We start from the raw sequence: 21,852 nt of genomic DNA on the forward strand, positions 1-21,852 counted from the left end.
ATCGTACGCCCGATGCCCTGCGCGGCGCAGCCCTCAGTCGTCGGCGGCGTGGTCGTGCTCGCTGCGGACGCTGCCTGCGCCGCTGCGGCGACCCGGTCGGCGGAGCAGCCGCAGGGCGTCGGGGCGCAGGCTCCGCCCGCGGCGCAGCAGGGACCCGAGCGTCGACTTGGGCTGCCACTCGCGGCCGTTCGGCAGCCCCCACCCACGGCGCACCGCGCTCCACCGCAGCCCCAGGGAGAGCGTGATCGCGGCGACGATGCCGATGGTGGGCGAGCCCAGCGCCGACGCGATCACCATCACGGCCGAGGCGGCGACGGCCACCGTGGCGTACAGGGCGTTCCCGCCGAACACCGCGGGCACGCGGCGGAGCAGCAGGTCGCGCATCGCGCCGCCGCCGACCGCGGTGATGGTCCCCATGATGATCGCGGCGGGCCAGTCGAGTCCGGCGTCGTACGTGCGCTGCACACCCACGACGGCCCAGAACCCGATGACGGCGGCGTCGAGCACGGTGAACAGCCGGTCCCAGGTGAGCTCGGAGAACGACACGAGGAAGGCGATGAGGGCCCCGGCGACGGCGACCGGCACGTACAGCGGGTCGACGAGCGCGACGGGCGGCCCGTTCTGCAGCAGGGTGTCGCGCAGCATGCCGCCGCCGAGTCCGGAGACGAACCCGACGACGAGGAACCCGAACAGGTCGAAGTCCATCGCCCGGGCGATCGACCCGCCGAGCAGCGCGGACGCGAAGACGCCGGCCAGGTCGAGCACGTTCGTGACCGACGCCAGGCCCTCGACGGACAGCAGGTTCATGAGGACCATCAAACCGCAGTTCGCCCGACCGGCGGGCCGGTGCCGAGAGTGGGTGTCCTCCGTCGTTTCCCTGGAGACGGAGGACACCCGCGCCGCGGGGTCTCGTCGAACGGAACCACCGCCGACATGAGAGGCGACCCGGCGCGACGCGTCGCGATGCGACAGCCCTGAGAGTACCCCGCCGATCGGAGGACACCCACCGGATGGCGACGACCGGACAGTGGCCGGTACGACGGGACGGGCCGCCCCACCGTGGTGGGACGGCCCGTCCGGCCAGGAGGCGCGGTGTCAGTCCGTCAGGACCGTCGCGTCACGCCGTGCGCGCTTCCGGCGGACGGCCACCAGCGCGGCGACGCCGGCGAGCAGGAGCAGTCCGGCAGCCACGGCCGGGACGGCGAGTTCCGCACCCGTGTACGCGAGGTCGCCGCCGACCGGGTCGGCGTCCGACGGGTCGCCGTCGGTGCCGGTGCCGGCACCGTCGTCGGTGCCGTTCCCGCCGCCGGGCAGCGCCTGGCCGCCGTCGTCCGGGGTCTCGCCGTCACCGGGGACGCCGTCGCCGGGGGTCTCGCCGCCGCCCGGGGTGCCCGGGTCGGTCGGGTCCGTCGGGTCGGCCGGCTCGACCGGTGCGGCGACCGGGATCGTCGCCGCGAGCGTCACCCGCTGGCCCTGCGGCAGGGTCACCACGAGCGGCGCGTCGACCGTCTCGACGGCCCGCGCCGAGGTCGCGTCCGCCCGGGTCGCCGCCGGGGTCTCGACGGTCGGCACCTCGAACGTGAGGGTCGCGTGGCCCTGTTCGTCGGAGTTGTCGGTGATCGTCGCGTCGATCGCGGCCGAGGCGAGCACCGGACCGTCGCCCGCGGCGACCGTGACCGAACCGGCGGCGGTGGGGTCGTCGCTGCTGAACACGAGGGACGACAGCGCGATCTCGACGTCGTCACCGGGCTGGAACCCACCGGCCGGGGCCGGGGAGATCGTGGCACCGACGGCGTTCTGGTCCGTGGGGGGAGCGACGACGTCCTGCTGCTCGAAGTAGTCCACCTGCGCCTGCAGGTCGACCTGACCGGAGTCGGCGATGTTCGCGCCCTTCGCGAAGGCCCCGAAGTTGTCGCCACCGGTCGACAGGAACGAGTTCACCGTCACCTTGAGGGTGTCGTCGAGGGCGATCGGCTCGCCGTCGAGGGACATGCCCGTGATGCGCTCGCCGCGCCCGCGGGCGGGGTCGTACGTGTAGGCGAAGCCCTGCGAGATCCCGAGCTTCAGGAACGGCCGCGGCAGGCCGTCCGGCTGCCACTGCTGCTCGAGGGCGTCCTTGATCTGCTGTCCGGTCATGTCCTCGGTCACGAGGGTGTTCGCGAACGGCTGGACGAGCGCGGCCTCCTTGTAGGTGACGGTGCCGTCCGGGTCGGAGGGGCCGGTCGAGGCGTAGAGCAGGTCGGTGCGGAGACCACCCGGGTTCATGAAGGCGACCTGCGAGCCGTTCCGGGCGGTCGCGGTGCGCTGGACCTCGGCGATGTTGTTGCCGAGCGTCGACTCGCCGCCACGGTTCTCGGTGGTGCGGTCCGACTGCACGGCGCGGCGGATGTCGCCCGTGATCGTGCCGAGCGGCTTCGCGCCCTCGACGTCGGCGAAGGCCTTGGCGGCGGTGACGATGCCGGTCACCTCGTCGACCGAGGTCCGGTCCGCGGGGACACGGGTGTCACCGTTCACGGACCGCACGTCCGCGGTGATGCCGGTCAGCTGCTTGTCCGCACCGACGGTGAGCTGCAGGTGGCCGTAGTTCACGCCGTACGAACCGGTCTGGATGACGGGCCGGTCGACGCCGGTGGGGCCGGGGACCGAGTGCGAGTACGTGGCGTGCGTGTGGGCCGAGACGATCGCCGAGACCCGCTCGGAGACGCCCGAGGTGATCCTGCCGAAGACACCGGCGGTGGCGTCGGCGCGGGCGCCGGTCGCGGCGCCCTCGTGCACGAGGAGCACGAGGACGTCGGCCTCGCCGTTCCCGTCCACACCGTCCGTCAGCTGCTCGGCGTACCGGTTCACCTGGCTGACGACGGGGGCCATCGCGAGCCCCTCGACCCCGCCCGGGCTGACGAGCCCGGGGATGAGGTCCTCGGTCGTCGCGCCGATGAAGCCGACCTTGACGCCGCCCTTCTCGACCACCTCGAAGGGCTGGAAGGCGGGCGTCGTGGTGCCCTCGCGCACGATGTTCGCCGAGATGTACGGCCATTCGGCGCGGTCCTCGATGCGGCCGGTCAGGTCGTCCTGGCCCTTGTCGAGCTCGTGGTTGCCGATCGCGCTGACGTCGAGGTCCATCGCGTTGAGCGCGTCGATGGTCGGCTCGTCCCGCTGGATGAGGGACGTGAACGTCGAGGCGCCGACGTTGTCGCCGACGCTCGCGAAGATCGTGTTCGGGTTGGTCTCGCGCCACGACTGCACGACGGCGGCGAGCTTCGCGGCGCCTGCTGCCTTGTCGGCGGCGGTGCCCTCGGACTCGATGCGACCGTGGAAGTCGTTGACGTCGATGATGTCGATCGTCGTGTCACCCTCGGCGGCGAGGGCGGCGGACGGGATGGACAGCGCGACGAGCACGCCGGCGGTCGCGAAGGCCGCGCCGCTGGCGGTGCGCCGTCGGCGGCGCGGGGAGGAGTGGAGGTTCATCGACACGAGAACCTAGGAGGACGCACAGGCGACGCGCCAGGGCCGGACGTGCTTCGTCACAAGACGTTCACATTGGCAACACTCGTCGTTCTGCTGGTCAGGGGACCTCGCGCCACGAGCCGGTGGCGGACGACCCGACCACGGCGGCGACGACGTCCGCGGCACGTGCCCCGTCCGCGAAGGTCGGCAGGCCGTCGGGGGACTCCCCGCGGACCGCGGCGTACGTGTCCGCGACGAAGGCCGCGAAGGCGTCGAGGTACCCCTGCGGGTGCCCGGCCGGCACGACGGCGACCCGCCGCTGGTCCGGGTACCCCTGCGTCGGGTCGCGCACCACGATCTGCGCACCGCGCTCGTTGCCGAACCACGCCGACTCCGGCTGCTCCTGGTCGAACGCCGCCGAACCGCGGGTGCCGTCGACCTCGAACCACAGCCGGTTCTTCCGCCCGGCGGCCACCTGCGACACGACCACGTTGCCGATGCGTCCGGCGGCGGTCCGGAACGTCGCGACCGCGGTGTCCTCGGTGGTGACCTCGGCCCGCTCCGTCGCGTCCGCCACCGGGTCCGGGTCCGGCGACCCGGAGAACGAGGGTCCTGAGGCGGCCGGTCGGGTCGGGTACACGACGTCGGTCACGGCCGACACCGAGGTGAACCGCTCGCCGGTGACGAACTCCACGAGGTCGCACCAGTGCGAACCGATGTCCGCGAACGCACGCGAGGACCCGCTCGCGGTCGGGTCGACGCGCCAGCTCGAGGCGTCCTCGTCGAGCATCCAGTCCTGCAGGTAGTGCCCGTGCACGGCGAGGAACCGACCGAGCTCCCCGTCGGCGATGCGCGCCCGGACCTCGCGGACCATCGGGTGGTAGCGGTACACGAACGGCACCGTCGCGACCACGCCGGCGTCGGCCGCCGCCGCGACCAGCTCGGCGGCCCGAGCCGGGTCGGTCGCCAGGGGCTTCTCGCACACCACGTGGATGCCGGCGGCGATCACGGCGAGTGCCTGCGGGTGGTGCTGGTCGTTCGGGGTGCACACGTGCACGACGTCGGGCGCGTCGGCGACGACCTCGTCGAGCGAGGCGTAGCCGCGCGGCAGGTCGAGCTGCGCCGCGACCTGCGCGGACCTGGCGGCGTTCCGGCCGAGCACGCCGAGCACCTCGGCGCCGGCGGCCCGGGCCGCGCGGGCGTGGACCCCCGCGATCATGCCGGTGCCGACCACGGCGACGCGCAGGCGTCGCTCCCCGTACCCACTGCTCATGGTGCTCCCTCGCGCCGGACTGCCCACCACCGTAGCGGCCCGGCCATCCACCGGGCGCGGTGGGTACGGTCGGAGGCATGTCGAGCCTCCAGACCAGCCTGCTCATCCTCGGAGCGAGCGGCGACCTGTCCAAGCGCCTGCTCCTGCCGGGCCTCGCCACCCTGCTGGACGTCAAGGAGGACTGGGAGGTCCAGCTCGTCGGCGCCGGGGTGGAGGACCTGTCGCACGACGACTGGAAGCAGCTCGTGCACGACGCCTTCGCCGACGCGCAGGGCTCGAAGAACGAGGAGGACGAGGGTGCGCACGCCGAGGCGCCGCTGTCGGAGCGGCTGCAGGCGGTCGTGGACGCCTCGACCTACCGCAAGGCGGACGTGACCGACCAGGACGACCTCCGGGCGCTCCTCGACGCGTGCGACCACGACCCGGCGATCTACTTCGCGCTGCCCCCTGCCGTCACCGAGAAGAGCTGCGCGCAGCTCGCGCACCTCGACCTGCCCCCGCACACCCGGCTGGCGCTCGAGAAGCCGTTCGGCACCGACGCGGCGAGTGCCGAGCACCTCAACGACCTGCTGCACTCGTTCGTGCCGGAGGAGCGGATCCACCGCGTCGACCACTTCCTCGGCCGGTCCACCGTGCTCAACCTCATCGGGCTCCGGTTCGCGAACCGCATCATCGAACCGCTGCTGTCGTCGCAGCACGTCGAGCGCGTCGACATCGTCTACGACGAGACCCTCGGCCTCGAGGGTCGCGCCCGCTACTACGACAAGGCCGGCGCCCTCACCGACATGATCCAGAGCCACCTGCTGCAGGTGATGGCCGTCGTCGCGATGGAGGCACCGGCCTCGATCGACGCCGACGACCTGCGCACGCAGAAGGAGCTCGTCCTCCGCGCCGTCCGGCCCTGGGGCGGCGACGTCGTCGCGTCCGGCAAGCGCGCCCGGTACACGGCGGGCACCGTCGGCGACCGCGAGCTGCCGTCGTACGTCGACGAGGACGGCGTCGACCCGTCACTCGGCACCGAGACCCTCGCCCAGCTGACGCTGGAGATCGCGAACTGGCGGTGGGCGGGCGTGCCGTTCACGCTCCGCTCCGGCAAGGCGCTCGCGGAGCAGCGGCGCGAGATCCTCATCACCTTCAAGGAGTCCCCGCACGTGCCGGTCGGCCTCACCGGGGTCGCCCACCCGGACCGCCTGCGGATCTGGATCGCGCCGGACGAGATGCAGCTCGAGCTCAACGTGAACGGCCCCGGCGACCCGTACACGATCGACCACACCTCGCTCGACACGACCTTCAACCCGGGCCGGCTGAGCGCCTACGGCGAGGTGCTCGCCGGGGTGCTCGAGGGCGACGCGACGCTGTCCGTCCGCGGCGACAGCGCCGTGCAGGGCTGGAAGGTCGTCGAGCCGTACCTGCAGGCGTGGCGCTCGGGGGAGACCCCGCTCGACGACTACGCGGCGGGGTCGGCGGGGCCGGAGGCCTGGGACAACATCGACGGCTGAGGACACCGATCGGCAGCGGGCGGCGTCGGGCGGGGTCGGCGTAGCGTCGGTGTCGTGACCACCATCGACGACGTCCTGCAGACCGTTCCCGAACCCGCCGGCGCCGACATCCGTGTCGAGCCCGTCCACTACGACCACGAGGGCACCGACCTGCTCGGTGTCCTGGCGAAGGACGCTGCCGTCGCCGGGCCCCGCCCGGCCGTCCTCGTCGTGCACGACTGGCACGGCGTCAACGAGCACGTCGAGGCGCGGGTCACCATGCTCGCGCGCCTCGGCTACGTCGCCTTCGGTGCGGACATCTACGGCGCCGGCGTGCGACCGGGCGACGACACCGCCGGCCAGGTCGCCGGGTCGTTCTACCAGGACCTGCCGCTGCTCCGCGCCCGTGCGACCGCCGGCCTCGAACGGCTGCGTCAGGACCCCGACGTCGACCCGTCGCGCATCGTCGTGATGGGCTACTGCTTCGGCGGTTCCACGGCGCTCGAGCTCGCCCGGACCGGGGCCGACCTGGTCGGTGCGGTCTCCTTCCACGGCGGCCTCATCGCCCACGACCCCGCCGACGTGTCGGCCGTCCGCGCGAAGCTGCTCGTGCTGACCGGCGGAGCGGACCCGATCGTGCCGGACGAGGCCGTGCACGCCTGGCAGGACGAGATGCGCACCGCGCCCGAGGTCGACTGGCAGGTCGTGACGTACTCCGGCGCGATGCACGCGTTCGCGGTGCCGGGGACCGATGCACCCGACCACGGCGCGCAGTACCAGGAGCGGGCGGACCGTCGCTCGTGGCAGGCGCTGCGTGTGTTCCTGGCCGAGGTCTTCGACGAGGAGGCCGCGGCGCTCTGAGCCCGGGGCCCTGCGACACGCCGAGGGAGGCGGTCAGGCGGCCTCGATTGGCGCCCTGGCCGGAGCTGTTGTAGAGTCTTCCACGGCCGCAAGGCCACGCGCTCGTAGCTCAATGGATAGAGCATCTGACTACGGATCAGAAGGTTGGGGGTTCGAGTCCCTTCGAGCGCACTTCCCACCACGAACGGCCCCGGCGGACTCCGCCGGGGCCGTTCGCGTTCCCGGCCCCTCGTAGGGTGGTCGGATGAGCGTCTCCGTCCGCCCCGTCCTCGCCGCCGACCGCGAGCGCTGGTCCGCGCTCTACGCCGGCTACCGCGCGTTCTACGCCCTGCCCGACGACCCCGAGGCGGTCGACACGACCTGGCACTGGGTGTCGACGGGGGAGCACGGCATCACCGGACTGGTCGCCGTGGACGACACCGCCGGTTCCTCGGACCTGCTCGGTCTCGCGAACGTCCGTCGGTTCGCCCGGCCGTCCTCGGCGACCACCGGCCTGTACCTCGACGACCTGTTCACCGACCCGGCGGCTCGTGGCCGCGGTGTCGCGACGGCGCTCCTGCACGAGGCCGGTGCCCTCGCCGCGCGCGAGGGAGCCAGCGTCGTCCGGTGGATCACCTCGGCGGACAACGCGACGGCGCGACGCGTGTACGACCGGGTCGCGGCCGCCACCCCGTGGGTGACGTACGACCTGGTGCCCGGGCGCGACCGCTAGCGCGGCTGCTGCGGCGGCGGCCCGGGGGCTGCGCACAACCGAAGTGCAACCGAACCGGACGACTGCGCGGCGCGTACGCACTTGGGTTGTGCGAACGGCATCGGCGCCGCGTGGCCGCCCCACCCCCCCCCGAATCCGGGGATGCGCCGTGCTTCCCTCGGCGGGCCGCGAACTGCTAGCTTCAGCGCAAGAGGGGGAACCATGAACCGAACGACCCGACCCACCCGCACCGTCACCGCCACGTTCGCGGTCGGGCTCGCGCTGGCTGCCACGATCGTCCTGGCCGGCTGCACGTCCGGCGGATCGTCGCCCGACGCGTCGCCGGCGGCACACCGCAAGGCCACCAGCGTCGAGGTGACCGCCGACCCCGCGTCCGTCGCGGCCGAGCACTTCGCGGTGCTGTCGCGTCCGTTCGCCGCGAGCGACGCCCTGCCCGACGACGACCTGGGTCCTGAGGACATGGTCCTGAACAGTCAGCGCCTCGTCGCCACGGTGCACGGGACGAAGTACTGGATCGCCGCCACGGACGGCGGCGGAGCAGCACTGATCTCCTGGCACCGCGGTGCGGGCAGCGCCGAGAACTGGTCGGTGACGTCGGGCGACGAGGTCCAGGATGCGTCCGTCGTGACGAGCATGCTCGACGACTCCGGGCACCGGACGGCACTCGTCTCCGACGGGTTCGTGGCGGCGGGCGCCGAGGAGATGCACGAGATCGCCACCAACGTGTGGACCGAGGAGCTCGGTGCCGACCTGCCGACGGACCTCAGCGACGACTGATCGCGCTGACGATCATCCCGGTGCACACCAGGAGCACGCCGCACACGGCAGCCACGGCTCCGACCGCCCCGAGACCGTTCAGGTCGGAGGAGAACACCAGGGCGAACCCGGCCACGGCGAGCGGGATGCCGACCAGGTAGGCGACGACGACGGAATCGGGGCTGCGCTGCTGCTGGTCCACGTCGGAACCGTAGCGCACCGCAGCACCGGTCAGCGCTCGAAGGCGGCCAACCGACGCTGCAGCGCCTGCGCCAGGTACGGCTCGAGGGACGACGCCCACGTCGCGGTGATGTGGGTCGAGTCCCGGTAGACGAGCACGCCGCCGACGACGGCCGGGCACGAGGTGTCCGAGCAGTACCGGTCGGACAGGTCGACCATCGCCGCGCGACCCCCGACCGCCCGGAAGGCCTGCACGGCCTCGGCCGTCGAGTCGGTCTGGCCGAGCGCCTCGGCCCGCGGACGGTCGCACGACGTGTCGGTGTCGCCGGACATCCGGCTCACGCACGTGACGACGTCGGGCCGGGGGACCGGGTTGTCGCGGATGGCGATGACCGGGAGCTCCGTGCCGGCCGCCTGGCGCCACGCGTCGACCAGGCCGTTCCGGGTGGCGGCGTCGCGGGCACGTCCGGCGGGCAGGCTCACCGGCCGCTGGGTGGTGGAGTGCGTGACGACGAGGGCGTCGGCGTCGCGGTGCTCCTCGACGAAGGCGATGGCCTGGTGCTTCCACTTGTTGCAGCCGCGCATCGTCGCCGGCGTGGGGGCGTCCTGCTGGGCGGTCGTCAGGTAGCAGCCGCCGGTGCCAGCCAGGTCGATGCGCCAGCCGTTGTCGTCGGCGATCTTCTCGTACGCACCGAGGAGGGCGTTGCTGTGCGAGTCGCCGATGACGAGCAGGTGCTTCGACCAGCCGGTCTCCTTGCCGAGCACGCAGGTCCGGAACGTCCCGTGCCAGCACTCGCTGCGGTTCGCGTCGTCGTCCGCTGCCGACGCGGGGTCGGGGACCCGCACGTCGGCCAACGTCGGGTCGACGCAGGGGTCGGCCGAGCCGATCGCGGCCGCGGCGCCGAAGCAGGATTCGGCGTCGTCCTCGTTGTCGGTCGTGACCTGCTCGGTGACGGTGGCGGCGTGGACCTGCTGGATGCGCACGGCGGTCAGCGTCGAGGCCCCGAGCGTGACGACGGTGAAGGTGCAGATGACGCCGAGTGCGACGACCCGCAGGGGTTGCAGGTCGCGGAGCCAGGCGGCGGTGCGGACGGGTTCCTCGAACCAGAGCGTCGTCGCGGTCGCCAGGCCCACCGCGACGACGAGCACGGCCGTCTTCGTCAGGCCGTCGAGCGGGCGGCCGAGCAGGATGGGCAGGACCACCACGAGCGGCCAGTGCCACAGGTACAGCGCGTACGAGATCCGGCCGGTGGAGGCGACGGGGCCGAGCGCGCCGGCGGACTCGACGACCGTGCCGGCGCCGAACAGCACCACGAGGGCCGCCCCGGCCACCGGCAGCAGCGCCGCGATCCCGGGGAACGCGGTGTCCGGCGTGATGACGACGAGCGAGAGCACGACGGCTGCGGCGCCGGTGCCGGCTCCGATGAGGCGGACGCGTCGGGCGACGAGGGTGCGCACCTCGGGCAGGTGGACGGTCGCGACGAGGCCGCCGAGGGCGAACTCCCACGCCCGGGTCGCGGTGGAGAAGTACGCGACGCCGGGGTTCGTGTGGGTCTGGACGACACTGCACACGAGCGACAGGACGACGACCGCGCCGAGCAGGAGCCGGGCGGCGGCGAGCGGTCGGAGCCGTCCCCGCACCGCGGCCCCCAGCCCGAGCAGCAGGAGCGGCAACGCGATGTAGAACTGCTCCTCGACCGACAGCGACCAGAAGTGCTGGAAGGGCGAGGGTGCGGCGGCTGATGCCAGGTAGTCGACGGAGTCCGCTGCGAGCACCCAGTTCTGCACGTACAGGGTCGACGCGATGAGCTCGCGGCCGTACTGGCCCCAGAGCGCGCTCGGTACTGCGAGCAGCACGACGCCGCCGGTCACGAGGATGGTGAGGAACGCCGCCGGCAGCAGGCGTTTCGCCCGCCGCGACCAGAACCGTCCGAGCCGGATCGTGCCGGTCGCGACCTGCTCGCGCACCAGGATCCCGGTGATGAGGAACCCCGAGATGACGAAGAAGACGTCGACCCCGACGAACCCGCCCGGCAGGGCGTGCGGCCACAGGTGGTAGACGACGACGGCGGCGACCGCCACGGCGCGGAGGCCCTGGATGTCCCACCGTGTCGCGTCGCGCTGGCGGTGCGCGGGGCCCCGCTCGCCCGGCGTTGCAGTACTCACTGCGGACGATCCTACGAGACGGCGCGACGACGGCGAGGTGCGTGCACGGCGCGCCCCGCGCAGTGGAGCCGCGGCCTGCGGGACGGGTGGGGCGTGGCGGACGTCCGCCGTGCCTCCCGACCGGGCGGACAGGCGGTCGGGAGCCGCCCGTTACGCTGTCCCCGTGTCAGAGCCGCGCCGCAGTCCGGGGAACCAAGCTTCACTGCGTGAAGCCAACCGGGGTCGAGTGGTCAGCGCGGTCAAGCGCCACGGCGGGTTGACGCAGGTCGAGCTCGCCGGCGTGACCGGGCTCTCGCCCGCGACGGTCTCGAACATCGTGAAGGAGCTCGTCGCGACCGGCGCACTGCACGCCACGCCGAGCACGTCGAGCGGCCGTCGCGCCCTGCGCGTCACGCTGCCGCACGGTCTCGGGTTGGTCGCCGGGGTGCACGTCTCGCCGCGGCACCTGCGCCTGGCGCTGTCCGACCTGAACGGCGCCGTGCTGGCCGAGCGCCACACGCCGCTGGCCCGCGACCACCGGGCGGACGCCGAGCTCGACAAGACCGCGCTGCTCGTGCTCGACATGGTGGAGTCGATCGAGTCCTCGGTCGACGAGGTCCTCTCGGTGGGTCTCGCGGTCGCCGCCCCGATCGACGCGAGGACGGGGATGACCGCGCGCGGCGGGATCCTGCGGGGCTGGGACGGGATCGAGCTCGGGCGGTCGCTCGCCCGGCGGCTCGACAAGCCGGTGCAGGTGGACAACTCCGCGAACCTCGCGGCGCTCGCCGAGCACCGCAGCGGCGCGGCCCGCGGCCGCGACACCGTCGTGACGCTCGACGTCGGGAACGGCATCGGCGCCGGCCTCGTGCTCGACGGGCGCCTGTTCCGCGGGCACCACGGCATCGCGGGGGAGTTCGGGCACACCCCGGTCGTGCCGAACGGTCCCATCTGCCGGTGCGGCAACCGCGGCTGCCTCGAGGCCGTGGCGGGGGCGCCGGCCGTGCTCGAGGGGGTGCGGGACGAGGTGGGGACGCTGAAGCTCGCGGACCTCATCGTGCGGGCGATGGCCGGCGACCAGGTCTGCATGCGCGCGGTCGCCGACGCCGGTCGGGCGATCGGTGCGGCGGCGGTCGGACTGTGCAACGTCCTCGACCCGGAGCGGGTCGTCGTCACCGGGGAGTTCGCGCGCGCCGGGGAGCTGCTGCTCGGCCCGATGCGACACGCCCTCGAGTCCTCGCTCATCGTCGACGTCGCCGGCACCCCGGACGTCGTGCAGGGCCAGCTCGGCGAGAAGGCCGCCGTCACGGGGGCGCTGGCCGTGGCGATCGAGGCGGTCGACGTCACGCGGGTGCGCTGAACCGCACGGCCGCCGGGCCCCGAGCCGGGCACCGAGCCGGGCGGCTGACCGGCGGGACGGGCCGCGACGCCGGTACGGCCCGCCGCCGCCGTGCCAGCGCGAGGCCGTCGACCGCCGGATAACGTTTTCGTCACGGGCCGCATGCGTTGTGTTCAACTCTTGCAGCCAATAACACTCGCTGCCACACTCAGGGCACCGCCAACGACGGCGGTCCACCTGTTGGAGGGCGTTTCGATGAAGAAATCCACCACACGAGCGATGCTGGGCGTCAGCGCCCTGCTGCTCGCGATCACCACCCTGGCCGGCTGTTCCAACGGAGCCGACGCGGGGACCGGTTCCGGCGGCGGGGGCGGCGACGCCTCGAAGGCGAAGATCGGGCTGCTCCTGCCCGACTCCGTCACCGCCCGCTACGCCAGCGCGGACCGCCCGCTCTTCACCGCCGAGGTGAAGAAGCAGTGCAGCGGCTGCTCCGTCGTCTACGCCAACGCCGACGGCGACGCGTCGAAGCAGCTGCAGCAGGCCCAGTCGATGCTCACGCAGGGCGTCAAGGTCCTGGTGCTCGACCCGTTCGACGGCGAGGCGGCAGCGTCCATCGTGCAGCAGGCCAAGGCCAAGAAGGTCCCGGTCATCTCCTACGACCGGCTCATCGACAGCCCCGACCTGAGCTACTACATCTCGTTCGACAACGAGAAGGTCGGTGAGCTCCAGGGACAGGCGCTCGTCGACGCGCTCAAGGCGAAGAAGGTGCCGAGCGGCTCGGGCATCATCATGGTGAACGGCTCGCCGACCGACAACAACGCCTCGCAGTTCAAGAAGGGCGCGCACTCGGTCATCGACTCGAGCGGCTACAAGGTGCTCGCCGAGTACGACACCCCCGGGTGGGATCCGGCCAAGGCGCAGGACTGGGCCGCCGGCCAGATCAGCAAGCTCGGCGCGGACAAGATCACCGGCGTCTACGCGGCGAACGACGACACCGGCGGCGGTGTCATCGCGGCCCTCAAGTCGGCCGGGGTGAGCGAGCTCCCGCCCGTCACCGGACAGGACGCCTCGCTCGCCGGCATCCAGCGGATCCTCGCGGGTGAGCAGTACATGACCGTCTACAAGGCGTTCAAGCCCGAGGCCGCGAAGGCGGCCGACCTCGCGATCCAGTTCGCGAAGGGCGACACCCCGAAGGGCGACACCACGGTGCAGACCGCCGGTGGCGCGAGCGTGCAGTCCACGCTGCTCGACCCGGTGGCCGTGACCACCGACAACGTCGAGTCGACGGTGGTGAAGGACGGCCTCTACAAGGTGTCGCAGATCTGCACCTCGCAGTACGCCTCCGCCTGCACCAGCGCCGGCATCAAGTAGGTCCGACCCCGCCCGCCCGGTCCGCAGTCGGACCGGGCGGGCCCCATCCGATCGAGGACGACACCCGTGAGCACGACACCCGTGAGCAACGCGTCACCAGCAGCAGCACACCACCCCGTCGAACCGGTCATGTCCCTGCGGGGGATCTCCAAGCGGTTCGGCGCCGTCCAGGCCCTCAGTGACATCGACCTCGACGTGTTCCCCGGCGAGGTCGTCGCCATCGTCGGGGACAACGGCGCCGGCAAGTCGACGTTCGTGAAGATCCTCGCCGGGGTCTACACGCCCGACGGCGGCACGATCACGTTCGACGGTGACGAGGTCTCCGTCCCGAACCCGGCGGCGGCGCAGACGCTCGGCATCGCGACGGTGTTCCAGGACCTCGCCCTCGCCGACAACCTCGACGTGGTGTCGAACCTGTACCTCGGCCGCGAGATCGCGCACCCCCTGCTCGACGAGGAGGAGATGGAGCGCCGCTCGTGGGAGCTGCTCCAGCAGCTCGCCGCCCGGATCCCGTCCGTGCGGATCCCCATCGCGTCGCTGTCCGGCGGGCAGCGCCAGACGGTCGCCATCGCCCGTTCGCTCATCGGCGAACCCCAGGTCGTCATCCTCGACGAGCCGACCGCGGCCCTCGGCGTCGCGCAGACCGCCGAGGTGCTCAACCTGGTCGAACGGCTCCGCGAACGCGGTCTCGGCGTCGTGCTCATCAGCCACAACCTCGCCGACGTCCAGGCGGTGGCCGACCGGGTCGCCGTCCTGCGACTGGGCCGCAACAACGGGACGTTCCGCATCGACGACGTCTCCTACGAGGAGATCATCGCGGCCATCACCGGCGCCACCGACAACGCCGTCACCCGCCGCGCCGCCGCCAGGACCGAACAGGAGCCGACAGCATGAGCAAGACCGACGAGACCCTCACCGCGGCGACGCCGACCGCGTCGGCGGCCGACCTGCAGGACGAACGGCTCCTGCGTGACCAGGGCATCGGGGGCGCCGCCAAGGCGTTCGTCCGCCGGGTCCGCGGCGGCGACATCGGCTCGTTGCCGGTCGTCGTCGGCCTCATCGTCATCTGGGCGGTGTTCCAGGCGCTGTCGCCGGACTTCCTGTCGCCGGGCAACCTCGTGAACCTCGCGCTGCAGTGCGCCGCCGTCGGCACCATCGCGATCGGCATCGTCCTGGTGCTGCTGCTCGGCGAGATCGACCTGTCGGTCGGCAGCGTCAGCGGACTGGCGGCCGCCATCCTCGGTCAGGGGCTGACGTCGCTCGGTTGGCCGCTGTGGCTCGTCATCGTCGTCGCCCTCGCGGTCGGTGCCGCGGCCGGCCTGCTCTACGGCCTGCTGTTCACGCGCTTCGGCGTGCCGAGCTTCGTCATCACCCTCGCGGGTCTGCTCGGCTTCCTCGGGCTGCAGCTGCTCATCCTCGGCCCGAACGGCTCGATCAACCTGCCGTACGACTCGCCGATCGTGCAGTTCGCCTCGGCGTCGTACCTGCCGCCGTGGCTCGCCTACGTGCTCGCGGCCGTGGCCGCCGGCGGCCTGTTCGCCACCGAGCTCCGCCGGGCCGCCCGACGTCGTCGCGCCGGGCTGTCGACGAGCGCGCTGTCGCTGACGATCGCGAAGTCGGTCGCGCTGTTCATCGGCCTCGGGGTCATGGTCTGGTACCTGTCCCGCGACTTCGGCACCGGCACCTCGTTCGTGTTCTTCGTCGTGCTCGTGGTGCTCATGAACTTCGTGCTGAAGCGCACCCGCTGGGGGCGCTCGGTCTTCGCCGTCGGCGGCAACGTCGAGGCCGCCCGTCGGTCCGGCATCCGGGTGAACCGGATCTACATCTCGGTGTTCGTGCTCACGTCGCTCTTCGCCACGATCGGCGGCATCCTCGCCGCCGCCCGCCTCAACTCGGCGAGCCTGTCCTCGGGCGCCGGCGACACGAACCTCAACGCCATCGCCGCCGCCGTCATCGGCGGGACGAGCCTGTTCGGCGGCCGGGGGAGCGCCTGGTCGGCACTCCTCGGCATCATCGTCATCCAGTCGATCTCGAACGGGCTGACCCTGCTGAGCCTCGACTCGTCGATCCGCTACATGATCACCGGCGCGGTCCTGCTGCTCGCCGTGATCATCGACTCGCTGTCGCGGCGCAGCCGCGCCAGCCACGGCGCGGCCTGAGTGCGGACGGAACGGTCCGACCGACGGACGGGAGGCCCGGTGCGAGCGTGCACCGGGCCTCCCGTCCGTCAGCTGGTCGCGTCGGCTACGCGACGGACGCGCGCACCTCGGCCAGCGTCGGGTAGTCGGTGTAGCCCTCGGCAGAGGCACCGTAGAAGAGCTCCGGACGCGGCTCGTTGAGCTCGGCGTCGCGCTCCCAACGGTGGGCGAGGTCCGGGTTCGCGATCGCGGCGCGACCCACGGCCACGGCGTCGGCGACGTCCTGGTCGAGGATGGCGATCGCCTCGTCGCGGGTGGTCAGCGACGAGAAGCCGGAGTTCACGACGAACGGCGCACCCGCGGTGCGGCGGATGTGCTGCACCAGGTCGCTCGTCGGCTCGGCGTGCAGCACGTCGACGAAGGCGAGCCCGAGCGGCGCCAGGCCCTCGGCGAGTGCCGTGTAGGTCGCGCGCACGTCGGCGTCGTCCTCCTCGAGCACGCCCTGGATGCCGTGCTGCGGCGACAGGCGGATGCCGGTGCGGTCGGCGCCGACGGCCTCGGCGACGGCCGTGGTGACCTCGACCGCGAAGCGGGCACGGTTCTCCGGGGAGCCGCCGTACTCGTCGGTGCGGGTGTTCGACACCGGCGACAGGAACTCGTGCACCAGGTAGCCGTTCGCGCCGTGCACCTCGACGCCGTCGAGCCCGGCGGCGATCGCGTTGCGGGCGGCCTGGGCGAAGCCCTGCACGGCCTGCCGGACCTCGTCGGTGGTGAGCTCGTGCGGCACCGGCATGTCGGCCTTCGAGCCGTCCGGCAGGTGCGTCTGACCGGGCGCCGCGACGGCGGACGGGCCGACGATGCGCGGCGTCTGCGAGATGGCGGTGTGCGAGACGCGGCCGCCGTGCATGAGCTGCATGACGATGGTGCCGCCCTCGGCGTGCACGGCGTCGGCGACGCGGCGCCAGCCGGCGACCTGCTCGTCGGTCTCGATGCCGGGCTGCCCGGGGTAGGAGCGGCCTTCCTGCACGGGCCACGTGCCCTCGGTGATGATCATGCCGAGGCCGGCGCGCTGCCGGTAGTGCTCGACGAGCAGGTCGTTCGGGATGCCCTGCTCGCCGGCGCGCGTCCGGGTGAGGGGGGCCATCACGATGCGGTTGTTCAGGGTGAGGGCGCCGAGTTCGGCGCGTTCGAAGAGCTTCACGTGTCGGTGCAACCAGCTGTTGCACGGGGCAATTCCGCTTCGGGGCGGATGGTCAGTCGCGCGGGCAGACGAGCGTCGACGAGCGGACCTGGCCCTCGGGGCGGATCACCTGGTGCTGGGAGAGCGGCTTGCCGCAGAGCGGGCACCCCCGGTCGATCGTGCGGTCGTCGATGCCCTCGGGGCGTCCGGCGCCGATCTGCGACGGGCCCATCTTGTCGATGAGCGTCGTGTTCCACCGTTCGTACCACTTGGCCAAGCGTCCCACGAGGGTGTCCTCTCAATTCGTTCGTGCACGAACCATTGTGCCACCGATCGGGTCCGATCACACCTGGTCGACGCGTTCCAGCAGGTCGGTGAGCTCGTCCTTCAGGGCCTCGAGCCGGGCGAGCGGCCACCCGAGCCGGTCCGCGACGGCGAGCGGGACCGCCTGCGCCCGGTCGCGGAGTGCGCGCCCCGCCGTGGTGAGCGAGACCTCGAGCTGCCGTTCGTCGGCCGTGCTGCGCGTGCGGCGGACGTAGCCCGAGGCCTCCAGCCGCTTCAACAGCGGGCTCAGCGTCGCGGAGTCCAGGCGGAGTTCGCCCGCGATCTCCCGCACGGACCGGGGGTCGCGTTCCCACAGTGCGAGCAGCACGAGGTACTGCGGGTGGGTGAGGCCCATCGGCTCGAGCAGGTCGCGGTACAGCCCGATGACGCTCCGGCTCGTGGCCGCGAGGGCGAAGCACAGCTGCCGGTCGAGCGCGAGCGGGTCCGGTTCGTCGGTCATCGTGCCAGCGTACCGTTCGTGCACGAAGTGTCGCGGGGAAGCTGTTCGTCGCGTCGGACGCGTGTGCGTCGGATGCGTGTGCATGGTGCGACGGAGCACCTGTCGTTCGTCGGGTGTTCCGTCGCCGTGTGCGCCTGCATGGGATACGTGTGCATCGTCCGACGGTGCACCTGTCGTTCGCCGGGTGGCCTGACGCTGGATGCGCGTGCATCGGACGGGGCGGGGCGGGGCGGGGCGGCCGGTGGTCGTCGTGGTGACAGAGGCTGGTGCGGATGCGTGTGCGTGTTCCGATGGAGCACCAGTTGTTCGACGCGTGCACTGTCGTTGTGTGCGCGTGCATCGGCTGCGTGTGCATGTTCCGACGGACCACGTGCGGATCGACGCGTGCCCTGTCGCCGGATGCTCGTGCATCGATCGGGGCGGTGCGGCCCGATCGTGCCCCTCCGGCGGCGACGGCGCACGAATGCGCGTGCATGTTCCGACGGAGCACGTGTCGATCGTCGGGCGTTCTGTCGCCGGATGCTCGTGCATCGGATGCGTGGGCATGTTCCGACGGAGCACGTGCGGATCGACACGTGCCCTGTCGCAAAGCCCGACGTACCGCCCCCGCCGCGCACACGCCGCGCCGCCCTGCCCCGCCGTGCCGCCGCTCCGCACACGCACGGAGGCCCGGCACCGGTCACGTGGACCGGCACCGGGCCTCCCGGGTGGTGCGTCGACTACGCGCGGTGCGCGGGCGGGTGCCCCGAGTCGTGCGCGTGGGCGTCGGGCTGCACCGGCAGGGCGTGGGCGCCGGTGTGGGTGTCCTCGGCGTCACGGGAACCACCGCCACGGGGACCGCCGCCGTCCGCGGTACTGCCGCGTTCGAGCTTGGCGCCCTCGACGTCGACGTCCGGCACGATGCGGTCGAGCCACTTCGGGAACCACCAGGCGCTCTTGCCGAGCAGGTGCATCGCCGCCGGGATGAGCAGCATGCGGACGACGAACGCGTCGACCAGCACACCGAACGCCAGGCCGAAGCCGATCGGCTTGATCGTGGACGAGTCCGAGAAGATGAAGCCCGCGAACACCGAGATCATGATGATCGCGGCCGCCGTGACCACCGCGCGCCCGGCGTGCAGACCGCGCTGGACCGCGACCTTCGCCGAGGCGCCGTGGGCGTAGGCCTCACGCATGCCGGACACCAGGAAGAGCTGGTAGTCCATCGCGAGCCCGAACAGGATGCCGATCTCGATGATGGGCAGGAAGCTCAGGATCGGTGCGGGGTCGTGCACACCGAACACGGAGCCGAGCCAGCCGAACTGGTAGATCGCGGTCAGGCCGCCGAAGGACGCCAGGACCGACAGGATGAAGCCGGCGGTCGCGGTGATCGGCACGAGGAACGACCGGAACACGATGATCAGGATGATCAGCGAGAGACCGACGACCACCACGAGGTAGAGCGGCAGCACGTTCGAGAGCTTCTCGGACACGTCGATGTTCGCCGAGGCGTTGCCGGCGACGCCGAGGGTGACCGTGCCGTCGTCGGTCGAGACGGTCTGCTCGCGCAGGTCCTTCACGACGTTCTCGGTCGAGATGCTGTCGGGGCCGCCGTCCGGCTTCACCTGGAAGGCGATGATGTCGCGGGCCTTCGAGGTGCCGATGGGCAGCACGGCCGCGACGTCGTCGTTCTTCGCGATCGCCTGGCCGATGGTGACCTCGGTCGCGGTGACGTCGCTCTTGCTGATCGCGTCCGGCAGGGTCGCGACGACGAGCAGCGGGCCGTTCTGGCCAGCGCCGAACTCCTGCTCGAGCGTCTTGTACGCCTTGTACTGGCTCGACTCGACGGCCTCGGACGACCCGCTCGGCAGGCCGAGGCGCATCTGGGTCGCGGGGAGGGCGATCGTGCCGAGGACGGCGACACCGGCGACGAGCGTGACGATCGCGCGCCAGGTCGACATCGGCTTGTTCGGGACCCGGGTGGAGCCCGTGTTGCCGATCTTCTCGCGCTCCTTCTTGCGCAGGATCCGCATGCCGATGAGCGACAGCAGCGCCGGCGTGAAGGACGTCGCGATGCAGATCGCGAAGAAGACCGCGACGGCGCCGACGGTGCCCATCAGGCCGAGGAACGGGATGCCCGTGATGTTCAGCGCGAGCAGGGCGACGATGACGGTCGCACCGGCGAAGACCACCGCGTTGCCGGAGGTGCCGTTCGCGAGGCCGATCGACTCGTGCACGCCCATGCCCTGCTTGAGCTGGGTGCGGTGCCGGTTCAGGATGAACAGCGAGTAGTCGATGCCGACCGCCAGGCCGAGCATCACCCCCAGCACCGGCGTGACCGAGATGAACTCGACCAGGCTCGAGAACGACAGCGAGGCGAGCGAGGCGACGCCGACGCCGAGCACGGCGGAGACGAGCGGGATCGCGGCGCCGATCACGGTGCGGAGCATGAGGAACAGCACGAGCGCGGCGATGATGACGCCGACGATCTCACCGGGTCCGAGGATCGACGGCACGCCCTGGGCGATGTCGTTCGAGACGAAGACGTCGACGCCCTCGATGTCGGCCGAGTCGGCGTCGTCCGCGATCGCGGTCTTCGTGTCCGCGGGGACCTCGTAGGTCGACTTGGTGAACTGGACGGTGCCGATCGCGGCGCTGCCGTTCGACGACACGAACCGGACGTCCTTCGACAGGTCGAGGAGCGCCGACCCCTGCTCGAGCTCGGTCGAGCTGTCGTCGAGCTTCTTCGCGTTGGCGTCGATCTTGTCCTGCGCCGCGGCGAGCTGCTGCGCACCCGCGTCGATCTGCTGCTGCTGGGCGTCGATCTGCGCCTGCGCCTGGGCGAGCTGTGCCTGCGCGGCAGCGGCGGCGGCGCCACCGGCGGCCTGCGCCTGGGCCTTCTGGGCGTCGAGCTGGTCCTGCGCGTCGGCGATCTGCTGCTTGCCGGAGGCGAGTTCCTTCTCCTGCGCGTCGAGCTGGTCCTGACCACGCTCGAGCTGCTCGCGGCCGTCGCTGATCTCCTTGCGGCCGTCGACGATCTTCTGCCGCTGCTCGTCGAGCTGGTCCTGCGTCGTGAAGCCGCTCGTCGTGCCCTTCACGCCGTCGAGCCGCTCGATCTTCGTCATGAAGTCGTCGATGTCGGACCGCTGCGCGTCCGAGAACGCCTCGCCGTCCGTCGTCTGGAAGACGATCGTCCCGTTGCCGCCGTTCGCGGACGGGAACTTGTCGGCGAGCTCGTCCTGCACCTGACTGGTCTTGGTGTTCGGGATCGAGATCGCGGACGAGATCGTGCCGGCGAACAGGGCGTAGGTGCCGCCGACGATGCCGAGGATCACGACCCAGGAGATGATCACGAGCCAGTGGCGTCGTGCCGAGAACCGTCCGAGACGGTAGAGGAGACCGGCCATGCGAGTGCCTGCGTTCCTTTCGTTGTCAGGTGCTGTGGTGCGGGGTGCGCCGGTGGACCCCTGGGGGAGGAGTGCGGGAGGTCAGTCGCCCGGCATGTACCCGCTGCGCACGCTGTGCACGAGGCGGGCGAGCAGGGCGTCCCAGTCGCTGATCGCGTCGTCGTCGAGCCGCGGCCCGGTGGTCGCGAGCCAGTGGTCGGCGATGACGACGATCCCGCTCATCAGGGACTCGACGAGCAGTGCGGCGTCGAGGGGGTCGGCGGCCGGGTAGCGACGGGCGACCTCGGCGCGGAGCCGCTCGGTCACCCGCGAGAACGCGGTCTGGGTCAGGACCGCGGCCTTCGGGTCGTCCTTGCCGGGGTCGCCGAGGATCCGGGACATGCTCGCGATGGCCGGGGCGAGGTCGGCTCCGCGGGCGGCCGACTCGAGTTCCTCGAACATCGACGCACGCGAGCCGTCGCCGACCGGGGTCCGCGCCATGTCCGCGAGGAATCGGTCGATGATGACGGAGAGCTCCTGCTCGCAGACCGCCAGCAGGACCTCGTCGAGGGAGCCGAAGTGGTTGAAGACCGTCCGCCTGGCGATGTCGGCGCGGGCGGCGAGGTCGTCGACCCCGAAGTCGCGCCCACCCCGCTCGTCGACGAGGTCGCGAGCGGCCTGCAGGATCGCCGCACGGTGCTTCGCCTTGAGGGCGGCACGACGGTCGTTCGCGATGGTCACGTCTGACGACACTAGGTGCATCGATGCACTCGGTGCACCCTCTCCGGGCGCTTTCCCGGTTTCGTACCCCGGGACGGACGGGAGGCCC

18 protein-coding genes and 1 tRNA gene are annotated in these 21,852 nt (G+C 72.0%); 9 read left to right on the plus strand and 10 right to left on the minus strand.

What is annotated here, in order from left to right:
- Positions 1-33 precede the first annotated feature (33 nt).
- From BIU97_RS13095 to BIU97_RS13105, 3 genes are all read right to left on the minus strand, one after another.
- A complete protein-coding gene (locus BIU97_RS13095; protein ID WP_071297940.1) occupies positions 34-807 on the minus strand; it encodes a trimeric intracellular cation channel family protein in 774 nt (257 codons plus the stop codon).
- 288 nt (positions 808-1,095) lie between these two features.
- Positions 1,096-3,465 carry a bifunctional metallophosphatase/5'-nucleotidase gene (locus BIU97_RS13100; protein ID WP_139196030.1) on the minus strand — a complete coding sequence of 790 codons (2,370 nt, stop codon included), beginning with the start codon at positions 3,463-3,465 and terminating at the stop codon, positions 1,096-1,098.
- Between the two features lie 97 nt (positions 3,466-3,562).
- Positions 3,563-4,717: a Gfo/Idh/MocA family protein gene (locus BIU97_RS13105; RefSeq protein WP_071297901.1), complete on the minus strand. Its 1,155-nt coding sequence runs from the start codon at positions 4,715-4,717 to the stop codon at positions 3,563-3,565.
- Between the two features lie 77 nt (positions 4,718-4,794).
- Between BIU97_RS13105 and BIU97_RS13110 the strand changes: the two genes are divergently transcribed.
- The 5 genes from BIU97_RS13110 (at position 4,795) to BIU97_RS13130 (ending at position 8,545) form a co-directional block, all read left to right on the plus strand.
- Positions 4,795-6,216, plus strand: a complete 1,422-nt coding sequence (locus BIU97_RS13110; RefSeq protein ID WP_071260663.1) for a glucose-6-phosphate dehydrogenase — start codon at positions 4,795-4,797, stop codon at positions 6,214-6,216.
- A gap of 54 nt (positions 6,217-6,270) precedes the next feature.
- Entirely contained in the window at positions 6,271-7,056 is a 786-nt protein-coding gene (locus BIU97_RS13115; protein WP_071261957.1) for a dienelactone hydrolase family protein, read from the plus strand.
- A 98-nt stretch (positions 7,057-7,154) separates the two neighbouring features.
- Positions 7,155-7,227, plus strand: a tRNA-Arg gene (locus BIU97_RS13120).
- A gap of 73 nt (positions 7,228-7,300) precedes the next feature.
- Complete coding sequence (locus BIU97_RS13125; RefSeq protein ID WP_071297902.1) at positions 7,301-7,768, plus strand: GNAT family N-acetyltransferase; 468 nt, start codon at positions 7,301-7,303, stop codon at positions 7,766-7,768.
- Positions 7,769-7,969: 201 nt separating this feature from the next.
- Positions 7,970-8,545 carry a hypothetical protein gene (locus BIU97_RS13130; protein ID WP_071260676.1) on the plus strand — a complete coding sequence of 192 codons (576 nt, stop codon included), beginning with the start codon at positions 7,970-7,972 and terminating at the stop codon, positions 8,543-8,545.
- Here the strand turns inward: BIU97_RS13130 and BIU97_RS13135 are convergent.
- Both BIU97_RS13135 and BIU97_RS13140 read right to left on the minus strand, forming a co-directional pair.
- The gene (locus BIU97_RS13135; RefSeq protein WP_139196031.1) at positions 8,532-8,726 is read right to left on the minus strand and encodes a hypothetical protein; all 195 of its coding nucleotides are present in this window, start codon (positions 8,724-8,726) and stop codon (positions 8,532-8,534) included. The two genes, BIU97_RS13130 and BIU97_RS13135, sit on opposite strands and share 14 nt — an antisense overlap.
- A gap of 29 nt (positions 8,727-8,755) precedes the next feature.
- Positions 8,756-10,870 carry an acyltransferase family protein gene (locus BIU97_RS13140; RefSeq protein WP_175472218.1) on the minus strand — a complete coding sequence of 705 codons (2,115 nt, stop codon included), beginning with the start codon at positions 10,868-10,870 and terminating at the stop codon, positions 8,756-8,758.
- 163 nt (positions 10,871-11,033) lie between these two features.
- Between BIU97_RS13140 and BIU97_RS13145 the strand changes: the two genes are divergently transcribed.
- The 4 genes from BIU97_RS13145 (at position 11,034) to BIU97_RS13160 (ending at position 15,715) form a co-directional block, all read left to right on the plus strand.
- The gene (locus BIU97_RS13145) at positions 11,034-12,206 is read left to right on the plus strand and encodes an ROK family transcriptional regulator (protein WP_071260689.1); all 1,173 of its coding nucleotides are present in this window, start codon (positions 11,034-11,036) and stop codon (positions 12,204-12,206) included.
- A 234-nt stretch (positions 12,207-12,440) separates the two neighbouring features.
- Positions 12,441-13,556 (plus strand): sugar ABC transporter substrate-binding protein, encoded by a 1,116-nt coding sequence (locus BIU97_RS13150; protein WP_071260691.1) that lies wholly within the window; start codon positions 12,441-12,443, stop codon positions 13,554-13,556.
- 129 nt (positions 13,557-13,685) lie between these two features.
- The gene (locus BIU97_RS13155; protein WP_071260693.1) at positions 13,686-14,450 is read left to right on the plus strand and encodes an ATP-binding cassette domain-containing protein; all 765 of its coding nucleotides are present in this window, start codon (positions 13,686-13,688) and stop codon (positions 14,448-14,450) included.
- Entirely contained in the window at positions 14,447-15,715 is a 1,269-nt protein-coding gene (locus tag BIU97_RS13160) for a sugar ABC transporter permease (protein ID WP_071260695.1), read from the plus strand. The genes BIU97_RS13155 and BIU97_RS13160 overlap by 4 nt, the downstream gene beginning before the upstream one ends.
- 85 nt (positions 15,716-15,800) lie before the next feature.
- On the opposite strand, the gene BIU97_RS13165 is transcribed toward BIU97_RS13160, so the two are convergent.
- The 5 genes from BIU97_RS13165 to BIU97_RS13185 form a co-directional block, all read right to left on the minus strand.
- Entirely contained in the window at positions 15,801-16,895 is a 1,095-nt protein-coding gene (locus BIU97_RS13165) for an alkene reductase (protein ID WP_071260697.1), read from the minus strand.
- A gap of 52 nt (positions 16,896-16,947) precedes the next feature.
- The gene (locus BIU97_RS13170) at positions 16,948-17,160 is read right to left on the minus strand and encodes a hypothetical protein (protein ID WP_083404803.1); all 213 of its coding nucleotides are present in this window, start codon (positions 17,158-17,160) and stop codon (positions 16,948-16,950) included.
- Positions 17,161-17,217: 57 nt separating this feature from the next.
- Positions 17,218-17,658, minus strand: a complete 441-nt coding sequence (locus BIU97_RS13175; protein ID WP_071261959.1) for a MarR family winged helix-turn-helix transcriptional regulator — start codon at positions 17,656-17,658, stop codon at positions 17,218-17,220.
- A 719-nt stretch (positions 17,659-18,377) separates the two neighbouring features.
- Positions 18,378-21,044 carry an MMPL family transporter gene (locus tag BIU97_RS13180; protein ID WP_071260702.1) on the minus strand — a complete coding sequence of 889 codons (2,667 nt, stop codon included), beginning with the start codon at positions 21,042-21,044 and terminating at the stop codon, positions 18,378-18,380.
- An 81-nt stretch (positions 21,045-21,125) separates the two neighbouring features.
- Complete coding sequence (locus tag BIU97_RS13185; RefSeq protein ID WP_175472219.1) at positions 21,126-21,764, minus strand: TetR/AcrR family transcriptional regulator; 639 nt, start codon at positions 21,762-21,764, stop codon at positions 21,126-21,128.
- Positions 21,765-21,852: the final 88 nt, after the last annotated feature.

The organism is Curtobacterium sp. MCBA15_009, from assembly GCF_001864895.1.
Classification (GTDB): Bacteria; Actinomycetota; Actinomycetes; order Actinomycetales; family Microbacteriaceae; genus Curtobacterium.

Coding starts and splice junctions, on each gene's coding strand:
- BIU97_RS13095 (WP_071297940.1), bottom strand. CDS start 807: ATGAACCTGCTGTCCGTCGAGGGCCTGGCGTCGGTCACGAACGTGCTC.
- BIU97_RS13100 (WP_139196030.1), bottom strand. CDS start 3,465: ATGAACCTCCACTCCTCCCCGCGCCGCCGACGGCGCACCGCCAGCGGC.
- BIU97_RS13105 (WP_071297901.1), bottom strand. CDS start 4,717: ATGAGCAGTGGGTACGGGGAGCGACGCCTGCGCGTCGCCGTGGTCGGC.
- BIU97_RS13110 (WP_071260663.1), top strand. CDS start 4,795: ATGTCGAGCCTCCAGACCAGCCTGCTCATCCTCGGAGCGAGCGGCGAC.
- BIU97_RS13125 (WP_071297902.1), top strand. CDS start 7,301: ATGAGCGTCTCCGTCCGCCCCGTCCTCGCCGCCGACCGCGAGCGCTGG.
- BIU97_RS13130 (WP_071260676.1), top strand. CDS start 7,970: ATGAACCGAACGACCCGACCCACCCGCACCGTCACCGCCACGTTCGCG.
- BIU97_RS13150 (WP_071260691.1), top strand. CDS start 12,441: ATGAAGAAATCCACCACACGAGCGATGCTGGGCGTCAGCGCCCTGCTG.
- BIU97_RS13155 (WP_071260693.1), top strand. CDS start 13,686: ATGTCCCTGCGGGGGATCTCCAAGCGGTTCGGCGCCGTCCAGGCCCTC.
- BIU97_RS13160 (WP_071260695.1), top strand. CDS start 14,447: ATGAGCAAGACCGACGAGACCCTCACCGCGGCGACGCCGACCGCGTCG.
- BIU97_RS13175 (WP_071261959.1), bottom strand. CDS start 17,658: ATGACCGACGAACCGGACCCGCTCGCGCTCGACCGGCAGCTGTGCTTC.
- BIU97_RS13180 (WP_071260702.1), bottom strand. CDS start 21,044: ATGGCCGGTCTCCTCTACCGTCTCGGACGGTTCTCGGCACGACGCCAC.